Below are 12,330 nucleotides of genomic sequence, written 5' to 3'. Positions count from 1 at the left end.
TCGCCGTTGTTCGGCTGAGCGGCACTGTGAGGAGAGAGACCGCAAGTGAGACGTCGTGTCTTGGGGTACGTCATCGGAGTGCTCGTCCTCGCCGGGCTCGTGCTGTGGCCGCTGGCCGCCGCACAGGTCGGTCTCGGCGACGGCGAGGAGGTCGCCGAGGGCACCACGATCACCGACTACCGCGGCGAGTTCGTCGTCGACGAGCTCGGCCGGATGAGGGTCACCGAGACCGTCACCGTCGACTTCCCCGACTCCGAGAGCCACGGCATCTATCGCTTCTTCGACTCGCGCGACCCGAACGCGCCGGGGCTGCGGCGCGTGCCCGAGGCCGTGGAGGTCGAGGTCGATCCTCAGCTGACTCTGGATCAGCGTCTCGACCTGGCCCGCGAACGGTCGAGCCTGTTCGAGGACGACCTGGCCGACCTGATCGCGCAGTACGGCGAGGAGGAGGGGAAGCTTCGAGCGGCGGAGCGCTACAGCCCCTCCTTCGACGACACCGAGATCACCCGCCGAGGGTGGTCCGGGCGTTACACCACTCTGCGGATCGGCGACGAGTACAACCGGCTGCCCGCCGGCGAGCACGTGTACGTGATCGAGTACGAGGTGCCTGATGTTCTGCTGCCCGACGCCGACGGGTCCAGGTTCTACTGGAACCTGGTCCCGTCGGGGTGGCGGCAGCCGATCGAGAAGGCGTCGCTGTCCGTCACCCTCCCGGCCTCGTCGAGGGACGTACGCTGCGCCGTCGGCACCGGCGCACCCGGCGGCTGCGCGAGCGTGAGCGGTGAGGGCAGCACAGAGCTGCAGATCGCCACCGGAGCGCTGGAGCCCGGCACACCGGTCACCCTGCGCGCGGGAGTCGACATGGCCGCGCCGCTGGTGACCGCTGACGAGCTGCCCTGGTCCCAGGAGTGGGACGCGGTGCTCGGGACCGACCGCACCCTGGCCGCCGTCATCCTCGCGCTGGCTCTCGGGCTCGCCGTGCCGGCCGTCTGTGTGCTGGTGCGCGCCCGGGATCCGCTGCCGCAGGCGCAGCCCCGGACGATCGCGCCAGAGGGCGTGGGGCCTGCGCAGGCCGCGTACCTGCTGTCGAAGAGGGCCACGCCGAACCTGCTCGCCTCCAGCGTGCTCTACGCCGCCTCACGCGGTGTGGTCGCGCTCCGATCGACCAACAACGGCTGGCGGGTCGCCGTCGACACCGACCTCTCCTGGGACGGGGTCGACCCGGTCACCACGAAGGTGAGATCGATCGGCGGAGGGGCGATCGGCGCTCGCAAGAAGACGAAGGCGGCGAAGCGCTCGGCGAGGAAGCTCTACGACGCACAGATCAAGACCCGCAACGGTCTGCGGGAGTGGGCGATCGGCGAGAAGCTGCTCGAGGAGGCCGTCGATCCCTTCCTCTGCAGGCTCGGCTTCACCTTCGCTGTGATCGCGGCCGTCGTGCTGGCCTTCCTGCGTCCCAACGACACCACGCTTTGGGTGCTCGTGCCTGGTCTCTTCGCGGTGCTGGTCCTACCGATGCTGCCTCCCGGCGCAGGCCTGCGACGCACCGCGGCAGGTCGAGACCTGGCAGCGCAGGTGGCCGGGTTCCGGCAGTCGCTGCGAGAGCGGGCCGACGACTTCCAGAGCGACCAGGCACGCTACGACTCCGCTCTCCCCTGGGCCGTGGCGTTCGGGCTCACGCGTGAATGGTCGCGGCGCTTCCGGGTCGCGAGTGGCGTCGCCACAGTCGCCGTACCGGCGTACCTCCCCTACGACCAGCACACCCTCAACCGTCACCTCACCGCGACCGACGGCGACGGCCTGGGTCTGGTCTCGGCTCTGACCAGCGACTTCGAACGGTCCGTGGGCTCCGCGATCCGCTCCTACGAGGCCTCCTCGGCCTTCAGCAGCGGCGGGTCGTCGTCCTCGGGCGGCGGTTTCTCCTACTCCGGCGGAGGCGGCGGTGGGGGCGGCGGATTCAGCGGCGGTGGAGGCGGCGGCGACGGCGGTGGCGGGTCATGGTGAAGTGGGACCATGGGCACTCCTGAGATCCGGCGGGCCACCGCCGACGACCTCGACGACCTCTTCTCGATCTGCCTGCAGACGGCAGCGTCGGGTGAGGACGCCTCCGAGTTCTACGACGACCCGCGGCTGCCGGGGAACATCTACGCGGCGCCCTACATCGTGCTCCGTCTCGGACTCGGCTTTGTCGCCGTCGACTCCGAGGGTGTGGTCGGCTACGTCGTCGGCACCCCGTTCACGCGTGCCTTCGAGAAGGAGTGCGAGGAGGACTGGTGGCCGGCGCTGCGTGTCGTCAACCCCGACCCGGGCCCCGACCACGACCGCACCGACTGGAACGCGCGGCTCCGCTCCCAGATCCACCGGCCGCCGCGGATGCTGGCCGAGATCCTCACCGACTACCCCGCCCACCTGCACATCAACCTGCTCCCCCGCGCCCAGGGCCAGGGCGTGGGCAAGGAGCTGATCGCGATGATGCTCGGCGCCTTCCACGTCGCTGGCGTACGCGGCGCCCATCTCGGCGTCGGCGCCGGCAACACCCGCGCGATCAGCTTCTATCAGCGCATCGGCTTCACCACGCTCGTCGAGGGTGAGGACTCGAGGCTGATGGGGGTCCAGTGGACCGGCGAGATGGAAGAATGACCTTCCATGGGACTGTGGGAGCAGCGGGTCGTGCCACACATCGTGGACCGCACCTGCGGCATCCCGCAGCTCCGCCCGCTGCGTGACCTGGCCTGCTCGGGGCTGCGCGGTCGGGTCGTCGAGATCGGCTTCGGCAGCGGGAGCAACATCGGCCTCTACCCTTCGTCCGTCACCGAGATCGTCGCGGTCGAGCCCTCCGACGTCGCCTGGCGGCTCTCGGCGCCGCGCCGCGCAGAGTCATCGGTCCCGGTGACCCGCGTCGGCCTCGACGGCGCCCGGCTCCCCCTCGACGACGCCTCCGTCGACACCGCCCTGGTCACGTTCTCGCTGTGCACCATCCCCGACGTCGCCGGTGCCCTCGCCGAGCTCTGCCGCGTACTCCGCCCCGGCGGCACCGTCGGCTTCGCCGAGCACGGCCTCTCCCCCGACCCCGCCGTCGCCCGCTGGCAGCACCGCCTCGACGGTCTCCAGCAGCGCCTCTTCGGCGGCTGCCACCTCACCCGCGACATCCCCCGCCTCGTCGAGTCCGGCGGCTTCACGCTCGAGCATCTCGACCAGTCCTACCTCCCCGGCCCGACCGTCTCGCGGCCGTGGGGGTATCTGTCCGCGGGCCGGGCAGCCCTCCCGTCGTAAATCTGTCCAACCTTCCCCGAGTCGGCGCAACTGCCCCGCCGACGTACGCCGAGTCGGCGCAACTGCCCCACCCACACACGCCCAGTCGGCGCAACTGCCCCGCCGACGTACGCCGAGTCGGCGCAACTGCCCCACCCACACACGCCCAGTCGGCGCAACTGCCCCAGAGCCGTACGCACCGCTTCGACCACTCGGGGCTGACGCGCCGACTCGACGAGTTTCAGCGGGGCAGATGCGCCGACTCGGCGATCTATAGCGGGGCAGATGCGCCGAGTCGGCGATCTTGCTTCAGCGCTTGCGCGTACGCAGCGCGTGAGCGACGTTGACGCCGACGATGCCGACCCAGGAGACCACCAGGGCCCCGAGGTTGTCGGTGACGCCGAGGGTGATGCTGATCGGGATGCCGGCGACGGCCGATCCGGCGCCGAGGACGAACTGGAAGACCGAGGTGCGGGACTCGTTGCGCTCGGCGAGGGTGCGAGCCGCAGCGGTGGCGCCTACGCGCTCCTGGACGGTCTTCTCGATGCGGTCGGCGAAGCCGGCGACCAGCTCGGCGTCGAACGCGTCCCCGAGCTCATGGCGGGTCTCCAACCCGGCCTCGATGTCTTTACGACCCATCTCGTCTGCCACGTCGATCAACCTTATTCACATCAGAAGTCGGGGCCAGTGTCCCCGGTGTCGTGCTGGCTGCTGGGTTGCTCGGCGTTCGCCGGCACTCGCGGGTGATGGTGCAGGTCGAACCCCTGCTCCGGCCGCGCTCGACCGGACCGGGCCAGCACCACGACCAGGACCACGACCGCGAGGACGGCCAGAAGCAGCGCTGCTCCGACGACTACCAACAACAACGCTGCCATCAAGCTCCCCACACTCGCAGGCTCGTCCCACGAACGGTCAAACACTAGTCGGCCGAGGCTCCACCCGCAGCCGAATACCGATCGGCGCGGGCGGTGCCGAGCCTAGAACGGCTGCAGGTCGAGCCGGCCCCAGGCGACGAACGCGAACAGGCTCAGGTAGACTAGGTCCGGACCGAGGTGTTTCCAGGCGAGCCCAGACCGCACCGGACGACGAGCGGGTCTAGCTGCGCTGCGCCCGCACCACCGCAGCTTCACCAGCGGGAGGAGGCCCGGGAAACCACTCCTCGGGTTCGGGCCACTCGAATCCATCGGGGATCGAGTAGGTCTCCAACGTGGTGGTGACGGCACCTTCGGTGCTGAAGAACGCGAACGCGTTGGCATCCATGAACCTTCCGGCCTGGGAACACCGGAACCCACGACGAGCGAACTCCTCGGCCCGACTGTCCCATGCGGCCTCCCCGCAGTCGAAGGCGAGGTGATGGACTCCCTCGCCATGGCTGTCCAGGAACTCGCGGATGATCGAGGGGCCGTACAACGGCTGCATGATCTCGAAGGCCACGTCGCCGACGTCGGCGAAAGCGACCTTGAGCGCCCAGTCGGCGGGCTCACCGCCGTACTCCCGGTCAGCCACCGTCGACCCGTCGAACGTGTACACACGCCACGGACCGATACCGAGACGGACCATTCCTCGCATCGTCCGCAGGTAGTCCTCGGTGGCGAAGCAGACCTCGATCAGGTTGCCGAGGAAGGTGTTGCTCATCGCTGATGCGCTCAGCACCTGGGGGAAGACGTCGGGCTCGGACATGTGATCCTCTCGCTTTCGACCGGGTCGGCCGCGGGGCCGGGTGGTGGGAAACGCACTCATCTGGCCGCCTCGACGATGCCCAGGGTCTCGGAAGCCACCGCACGGCGCGCCAGGACCAGGTAGAGCCCACCCGCGACCAGCCCGCCGGACAGCCAGGACATGTCGGTGGCATTCATCAGCCGGGCCAGCGGGCCCTGCATGACGGGCACCATCCCGTACTGCCAGGCCCAGCCGGCGAAGATGCCGAGGGCGAGGCTGACCATGCCGGCCTTGCTGACCGAGCCGTACGGTGAGTCCGCACCGTCACGGTAGAGATCAGCTACGTCGAGGCGACCTCGGCGGATCACGACGAAGTCCACGACCACGACGGCCGCCCACGGGCTGATCCAGACCAGGATCGACAGCATCCAGTGGTCGAAGGCCTGCGCGAAGCTGTCAGCACTGACGAACACGACGAGCACCGCAGAGGCGACCGCGCCGGCGACGAGGGTGACCTTCCACCGCGCAGCCCGGACGCCGACGGAGAGCGCGGCGAGCGAGCAGGAGTACAGGTTGAGGATGTTGGTCGCGACCGGTCCGTGCATGATCAGCAGCAGGACCGGGATCGCGAGCACACCGAAGGTCGCGATCACCAGCTCGGCGGGGTCGCCGCCGTTGCCGGCGCTGGCCAGGCAGGCGCCGAGCACAGCCAGCCAGACGGTGGGGACGTACATCCCGGCGGCCGCTGCCCAGAACACCGACCTGTCGGTCGCGCCCTTGCGTACGAAACGGCTGTAGTCAGCCGAGTAGGGGATCCACGAGATGCCCCAGCCGACGCCGATCGCGGTGACGAGCTGGGTGATCGCGGTGACCTTGTCGGTCGTGGTCGTCGCCTGGCCGGTGGTCCAGTCGATGCTCACCTGCGAGAGCGCGACGACGGTCATGATGACCATGACGACCGCAGTGGCCGGCACGGTGTACTTCTCGAAGGTACGGATGGCGTAGAAGCCGTAGAGCGCGAGGCCGAGCTGGGTCAGCATGATGATGGCCGCGACAACGTACTTCAGGACCGTGCCGCCCTCGATGCCGAGCTCGGCGAGGACGCCGAGCGCGAGGTCGAGGACGACCCAGGTGTTGACGCCCACCCACCCCATGGTGAGGAGGCCCTGGATGAGGCCGGGTACGACGCTCCCGCGTCGCCCGAAGGCGGCCCGGCCGAGCACCATCTGGTTCACGGCCGTGCGGTGGCCGATGACGTTGAACAGCCCGAAGAGCGCGCAGCCGAAGAGGTTTCCGATCGCCACCACGAGGATGGTCTCGACCAGGCTGAGGCCGAGCACGATCCCGAGAGCTCCCAGGACCCAGTTGACCGGCGCCAGGTTCGCGCCGAACCAGATCCAGAACTGCTCAGACGGGGTCGAGTCACGGGACTCGGCGGGGATGGGGCCGATGCCGTGGGCATCGAACGGCACCGCCTCACTGTCGCTGGGCGGGGCCGAAGGCGAATAGTTCATGGTGGTCCTCCTGGTGTGATGACCGCCACTGAACCACCGGCCCAGCCGAGCAGTCAGTGGACATTCACACAGGATCCGCGCGGTCCCGATGTACATTTTCACCCGTCGTGGGTCCGTCCGCCAGCACAGCAGAAAGGCGCCCGGCGGGAATCCCGCCGGGCGCCTTTGAACGGCCTGCTCGGTGAAGCTGGAACGTCAGTCCGGATAGGTGTCCGGGTCGATCTCCGTGCGGTCCGGACGGACCTCACGTACGCCACCGACCTCCGCGACGCGAGCCGCGACGTCACGACACCTCTCGAAGGAGATGTCGCCCCGCTCGCGGGCCCACTCGATCAGCCGGCGCACGACGGCGAGTCGGCCCGGACGGGCGGTGAGGAACGGGTGCAGGCACAGGTTGAACAGACATCCGTACGCACTCATCCCTTCGAGCTCGTCGCGCCACATGTCGAAGACCTTCGACGGCGCCTCGATCAGACCGCCCACGAACGGCTCGGGCAGGAAGGCGTACTGCTCCCAGTCATCGAGTGACCAGTGGACCGGAAGCTCCACGACATCGGTGTCACCGAGCTTGAGCAGGTAGGGCCGGTCGTCGGCCATCATCGAGGAGTCGTAGGACAGACCGTGCTCGGCCAGAAGCTCCATCGTGGTGGCGGTCGTCTGCCACATGGCAGCGCGATACCCGCTCACCTCGATGTCCTGGCTCGCGAAGACGGACAGCGCGCGCTCGAAGTCGTCGCGCTGCGCCTGCTCCGTCATGTCCGTCGCGGTCTGGTGGCTGTAGGAGTGATGCGCCACCTCATGGCCCCGCTCGACGATGCTCGCCGCCAGGTGTGGACGCCTCTCGGCCACCCAACCGGGCACGAAGAACGTTGCCGGCACCTCGAGCTCGTCGAGCAGGTCGAGGATCCGCGGCACCCCCACATCCGGCCCGTACGCCTGGTGGGACATCGTGGTCAGATGCCGGGAGTAGCGACCACCGGCTGCGAGCACGGGAGTCTCGGCGTCGACGTCGAAGGTCAACGTCGCCACTGCGGCTGCCGACCCGCGCCATGCACCACTGTCCACATCCATGCTCATCCCGCTCGCCGCCACCGGTTGCTGGACTCGATTGTGACACTCGGGCGCAGCATCGCCGGGTCGAAGTCGGCCAGCTCGTCACCGGCTGCCAAGCGGTTCGGCAGGTCCGGGTTGGCGAGCGCGACGTGGCCGATCGAAAGGAAGTCGGCGTGCCCGTCGTGCAGCACCCGCTCGGCCTGGTCGCGGTCGTGCATCCCACCGTTGGCGATCACCGGGAGCCCAGACACCTCCCGAGCCAGGCCGGTCACGGTCGAGCCGTCCTCGAGCCGGGCGGTCTCGAACCAGGACCGTCCTTCGCTCGCCACGTGGATGTAGTCGGCACCGGCCTTGGCGAGGGCCTCGGCGATGACAACGACGTCCTCGGCGCCGCCCGACCAGCGGTAGACCACGTCGTTGACCTTCGTCTGCGAGATCCGGACGCCGACGAGGAAGCCCTCGGGTGCCTCCGCGACGAGGCGCTCGACGACCTCAGCCGTCAACCGGATGCGGTTGGCGGTCGAGGAGCCGTACCCGTCGGTGCGCAGGTTGGTGTACTCGGTGACGAACTGGTCCAGCAGATAGCCGTTGGCCGCGTGCACCTCGATGCCGTCGAAACCGGCCTCGGCGGCGTTGCGGGCCGCAGCCGCGAAGCCCTCGACGACCTCCGCGATGTCATCGCTGGTGGCCTCGCGCGGCAGCGGCCACGAACCGCTGCCACCGTACGCCCGCATCATGGTGCCGAGCGGCTGGACCGCCGACGGTGCGAGCGTCTCCGTACGGTGCGGGTTGCCTTGCGAGAGAGCACCGGCGTGCATCAGCTGAGCGACGATCCTGGCGCCCGCTGCGTGCACTCGGTCGGTGACGACTCGCCAGCCCGCGACGTGCTCCTGGGTGACCAGGCCCGGCTGGTTGAGGTAGCCCTGGCTGTAGGCCGCATCGGGATAGATGCCTTCTGTGATGACCAGGCCGAAGCCGCCGGACGCGAACTCCGCGTAGTAGTCAGCCATCAGCTCCGTCGGCACGCCCGCCGGTGTCGCGGAGAGACGCGTCATCGGTGCGACCGTGAGCCGGTTGCCGAGGTCGATCGAGCCCAGCGAGCCGGACTGAAGGGCCGGGTGGAGATCAGGGGTGTCGGTCATGGGTCGGTTCCTATCTGTTGACGTGATGGGGATTCGTGGGCGCGTCATCGATCAGCTGGGCAGCCCGGATGACAGCGCGGTCGTGGCCGTCGGGGGCGGAGACGAGAAGGCCGAGGCCCCGCCGCCGACCGTCTCCTCGGGGCACGCTCACACCCGGCATGCCGAGATAGCTGAGCAGCATGGTCGTACGCAGGATGCGGGCGTTCCACCGATCGAAGACGTCCGCGGAGGCGGTCACCAGCGACACCGCGGGTGGGGCATCGCGGACGGTGGGGCACAGCAGCAGCCCGCCATCGAGCTCGGCGGCCACCCGCTCGCGCAACGTGGTCATGTGCGCACGTACCGGCCCGACGGTCGAGACCACCCGGGACGCGAGCCGGAGACGCCGCACCACCGCCGAATCGAGCAGGCCCGCCGACGTGCCGTCGAGGAGTCGGCCGTAGCCGCAGAAAGCCTCAGCCGCGACCAGGGTGCCGTGGCGATCCATCAGCTCCTGAGCCGCGGCGAGCACGGGGAGGGGACGTCGCTCGACGCGAACGTCGTCGAGCACGGAAAGCTCCTCGACCGCGCCCCGGAACCAGGCAGCCACCTCGGGCGCGACGTCCGCGACCACCTCGTCCTCCGGGACCACGAGACGTACCGGGCCGGGTGCGCGGGGACCGGGCGAGCCGACGCACGGATCGAGCGCCGCGGTGACGACGACGAGATCGGCCGCGGTCGGGACGAGGACACCGATGCTGTCCAGAGTGGGCGACAGCGTCCGTACGCCATCTCGGGGGAAACGTCCTTCGGATGCCTTGTAGCCGACGACCCCGCAGAGCGCGGCCGGCACCCGGACCGATCCCGAGGTGTCGGTGCCGACGGCGAGCGGCACCTGGCCGGAGGCGACGGCGGCCGCGGACCCTGAGGAGGACCCGCCCGTGATCAGCGGCTCGTCGCGCGACAGCGGGTTGACGGGTGATCCGAAGTGCGGGTTGGTCCCGATCCCGGAGAAGGCGAGCTCACTGAGGTTGGCCTTCCCGATCACGATGGCGCCGCTCGCCCGGAGTGCTCGGACGATCCCCGCGTCGCGGGTGGCCGATGCTTCGGCATCGACGAGCGAGCCGTTCGTCGTAGGCGTCCCGGCGACGTCGATGCAGTCCTTGACCGCGACCGGGAGGCCGTCGAGGCGCCCGGCGGGTCGCCCGTCCCGCCACCGCTCGGTGGATGCCGCCGCCTGCTCGCGCGCAGCACCCGGCATGAGGCTCGTGAAGACGTGCTCGTCGTCCGCGACGCGCCGGAGACGGTCCTCGACCACGCCGGTCGGGGTGTCCTCCAGCCGGCCGAACCGCGAGATCAGCTCGGCGATCATGACGACGGCCGCCCGCCGGTGTGGTCCGGGCACGGCCGTAGCCACAGCTCGACGTCGCGGGGCTCGTGATGGGCGCCGTTGGTCGGCGCCAGGTCCTGAGGACAGGCCGAGAGCACGACCACGACCGGTTGGACGGCACGCAACGTGACGCGGTCACCCGGCCGGCTCGTCGGGGGCTCGATGCCCAAGGAGCCATCGCCCGCCACGGGCACGTTCATGAACAGGTTGAGCGGCTGTGGTACCTGGCTCGGTACGGGAACCGCGAGCGCCTGGAGAGCGTCGCGGAAGTTCGTCGCGCAGCTGGCGTGGTGACCGACGACACCGAGCTGTCGGTATCGAGCCGGGTCGCACGCCGGGATCAGCGTGTCGTGGCGACCTCCGGAGGTGTCGGACTCGAGCGTCAGCATCGGCTCCCGGTCGGAGCCGACCAGGGTGTCGCCCGCCTCGACCGCGAGCCGCCCGTTCGCCATGCGGCTGTGCGCCATCGAGAGCACGGTCGTCGGATCGATGGCGCTGACAGCCCAGGTGTCGACCACCTGCTGGCCGAACAGGTTGACGATGGCGATCGAGTCGCCCGCGCCGAGCCGGATGGCTCGGCCGGTGCGTGCGACAAGGGTGATGGCGTCCACGAGCGAGGTCCCTTCATGCGCCGTGCTGGTCGAGTCGCCAAGACAACCAGGGGCAACCGTGCCCGGTCACTGGAGATGTCGACAGACATCTGCCCTGAAGCGGTGGATAATCACATCCATGCTGTCGCTGAATCGCCTGTTGCAGCAGGCAGAGCTCGAACTCACCCTGCTCGTCCCGGGCGACGGTGAGGGCGCGGACCGCGAACTGCTGTGGCTGCACAACACCGAGCTCGCCGACCCCGCCCCCTACGTACGCCCCGGGGAGCTGGTCCTCACCAACGGAGTCTGGCTCGACGAGACGGACCCGAGATCTTTCGTCGCCGCGGTGCATCGCGCCGACGCTGCCGGGATCGTCTTCGGACTGCGCCGCGAGTCGCCCACCACACCCGCTGACCTGATCGAGGCGTGCCGATCCGTCGGCATGCCGCTCGCGGAGATCTCCGTCGACGTGCCCTTCACCGCGGTGACGCGGGCGGCGGCGACACTGCTCGCCGAGTCGCGCCTCAGCGATCTGTCGGGGACGGTGCGACGCACCGGTGCCCTGGCCTCCGCGATCACGCGAGGTGCCGGAGCGGCCGGGATCCTCCAGGTCGTACGCCGAGAGCACGACCTCCCGCTCGTCGTGGTAGACCGCACGGGCCGCCAGCTCGCGAGTGCAAGCGCAGACCTCTCCCCCACCCAGCTCCGGGACGCGACCCGCGCCCTGACCCGCCGACCACCGCCTCTCGAGGCCGATCTCGACGGCACGTCCGCCGCGATCTTTCTCGTCACAGCCGTCGCCGACGTCGAGGCGGGCCTCTTCTGCCTGCGGCCCTACCGGGACCTGACGCCCGACGAGGTCGCCGCGCTCGAACAAGCCGGCACGTACCTCAGCCTCGAAGTCGCCAAGCAGCAGGCCGTGCACGCGATCGAGCAACGCTTCGCCGCAGAGGTCCTCGACATGGTGCAGGCAGGATCGAGCCGCGAGGCCGACGTGGCCGAGCGGCTCCGCGCCTTCGGTGTCGACCCCACCAGCCCGGTCGCGGCCCTAGCCGTCGCCGGACCGTCCGCAGCCCCGGGGCAGGTCTCCCACGACGCCGAGGCGGTGACCGACCTCCTCCTCGACCAGGGACTCGCGGCTCTGGTGGTCGGCGGATCACGGGAGACGATCGCCTTCGTCTCGTGGCCGAGGGCTGAGCGGGCCTCCCTCCGCGCGGTAGCCGAGGAGCTGCAGCGCAGGCTGTTCCGATCTCACGGCTCCGGCAGGGTGCTGGTCGCGATCGGCGGCGTGAGCCCGAACTCCACCGGTCTCGGCGCCGTTCTGCTGCAGGCACGAGAGACCTGCCGCGCCATGCAGGCAGACACGGGCGGCCCCGTGGTCCAGGAGTTCGGCGACGTCCACAGCCACCGGCTGCTGGTCTCGATGCTCGACCGCGAGACGCTCGCACGGTTCTCGGCCGGCGTCCTGGGCGATCTCCGAGAACAAGATCGCAGCGGCGACCTCGAGTCCACGCTCCGAGCCTTCCTGGATCTGGACGGCCACTACGGGGCCACGGCCGAGCGGCTGCACATCCACGTCAACACGCTCCGCAACCGCCTGACCAAGCTCGCAGAGCTCACCCGACGCGACGTCCGAACCACCGACGGTCGCGTCGACCTCTTTCTCGCCCTGCAGGCGGACGCGCTCATCTGAACAGAGCGATCGGCCCGCCCCCGATTGCTCAGGGGCGGGCCGATCCAGATGTGAACGA

General features: G+C 69.8%; 12 protein-coding genes. 4 read left to right on the top strand and 8 right to left on the bottom strand.

What is annotated here, in order from left to right; all coding sequences use genetic code 11:
• The first annotated feature begins 45 nt into the window (after positions 1 to 45).
• Genes IEY81_RS00915 through IEY81_RS00905 form a run of 3 tightly spaced genes read left to right on the top strand, consistent with a single transcriptional unit; the run spans position 46 to position 3,273 of the window.
• Positions 46 to 2,004, top strand: coding sequence for a DUF2207 domain-containing protein (locus IEY81_RS00915; protein ID WP_189116561.1), 1,959 nt, complete (start codon positions 46 to 48; stop codon positions 2,002 to 2,004).
• A 9-nt stretch (positions 2,005 to 2,013) separates the two neighbouring features.
• Positions 2,014 to 2,640, top strand: coding sequence for a GNAT family N-acetyltransferase (locus IEY81_RS00910; RefSeq protein ID WP_189116560.1), 627 nt, complete (start codon positions 2,014 to 2,016; stop codon positions 2,638 to 2,640).
• Between the two features lie 6 nt (positions 2,641 to 2,646).
• Positions 2,647 to 3,273 (top strand): class I SAM-dependent methyltransferase, encoded by a 627-nt coding sequence (locus tag IEY81_RS00905; protein WP_189116559.1) that lies wholly within the window; start codon positions 2,647 to 2,649, stop codon positions 3,271 to 3,273.
• A 288-nt stretch (positions 3,274 to 3,561) separates the two neighbouring features.
• On the opposite strand, the gene IEY81_RS00900 is transcribed toward IEY81_RS00905, so the two are convergent.
• The 8 genes from IEY81_RS00900 to IEY81_RS00865 all read right to left on the bottom strand — a co-directional run bounded on the left by IEY81_RS00900 (position 3,562) and on the right by IEY81_RS00865 (position 10,600).
• Positions 3,562 to 3,903 carry a hypothetical protein gene (locus IEY81_RS00900; protein ID WP_165111488.1) on the bottom strand — a complete coding sequence of 114 codons (342 nt, stop codon included), beginning with the start codon at positions 3,901 to 3,903 and terminating at the stop codon, positions 3,562 to 3,564.
• Positions 3,904 to 3,923: 20 nt separating this feature from the next.
• Positions 3,924 to 4,127, bottom strand: coding sequence for a hypothetical protein (locus IEY81_RS00895; protein WP_189116558.1), 204 nt, complete (start codon positions 4,125 to 4,127; stop codon positions 3,924 to 3,926).
• Positions 4,128 to 4,347: 220 nt separating this feature from the next.
• Complete coding sequence (locus tag IEY81_RS00890; RefSeq protein ID WP_229787141.1) at positions 4,348 to 4,932, bottom strand: VOC family protein; 585 nt, start codon at positions 4,930 to 4,932, stop codon at positions 4,348 to 4,350.
• 56 nt (positions 4,933 to 4,988) lie between these two features.
• Positions 4,989 to 6,425 carry a purine-cytosine permease family protein gene (locus IEY81_RS00885; RefSeq protein WP_189116557.1) on the bottom strand — a complete coding sequence of 479 codons (1,437 nt, stop codon included), beginning with the start codon at positions 6,423 to 6,425 and terminating at the stop codon, positions 4,989 to 4,991.
• 195 nt (positions 6,426 to 6,620) lie between these two features.
• Positions 6,621 to 7,490, bottom strand: a complete 870-nt coding sequence (locus IEY81_RS00880; RefSeq protein ID WP_229787139.1) for a polysaccharide deacetylase family protein — start codon at positions 7,488 to 7,490, stop codon at positions 6,621 to 6,623.
• 8 nt (positions 7,491 to 7,498) lie between these two features.
• A complete protein-coding gene (locus IEY81_RS00875; protein ID WP_189116555.1) occupies positions 7,499 to 8,620 on the bottom strand; it encodes an oxidoreductase in 1,122 nt (373 codons plus the stop codon).
• A gap of 10 nt (positions 8,621 to 8,630) precedes the next feature.
• Positions 8,631 to 10,004: an amidase family protein gene (locus IEY81_RS00870; RefSeq protein WP_189116554.1), complete on the bottom strand. Its 1,374-nt coding sequence runs from the start codon at positions 10,002 to 10,004 to the stop codon at positions 8,631 to 8,633.
• Complete coding sequence (locus tag IEY81_RS00865; protein ID WP_189116553.1) at positions 9,968 to 10,600, bottom strand: DUF1989 domain-containing protein; 633 nt, start codon at positions 10,598 to 10,600, stop codon at positions 9,968 to 9,970. Before IEY81_RS00865 ends, IEY81_RS00870 begins: the two co-directional genes overlap by 37 nt.
• A 118-nt stretch (positions 10,601 to 10,718) precedes the next feature.
• Here IEY81_RS00865 and IEY81_RS00860 point away from each other — a divergent pair, with 118 nt between their 5' ends.
• Complete coding sequence (locus tag IEY81_RS00860; RefSeq protein ID WP_189116552.1) at positions 10,719 to 12,272, top strand: PucR family transcriptional regulator; 1,554 nt, start codon at positions 10,719 to 10,721, stop codon at positions 12,270 to 12,272.
• The last annotated feature ends 58 nt before the right edge of the window (positions 12,273 to 12,330 follow it).

The sequence above is a fragment of the Nocardioides luteus genome (genome assembly GCF_014648595.1).
Classification (GTDB): domain Bacteria; phylum Actinomycetota; class Actinomycetes; order Propionibacteriales; family Nocardioidaceae; genus Nocardioides; species Nocardioides luteus.
The sequence above is the reverse complement of the archived record's forward strand: the minus strand, read 5'-3'. Positions and strand labels throughout refer to the sequence as shown.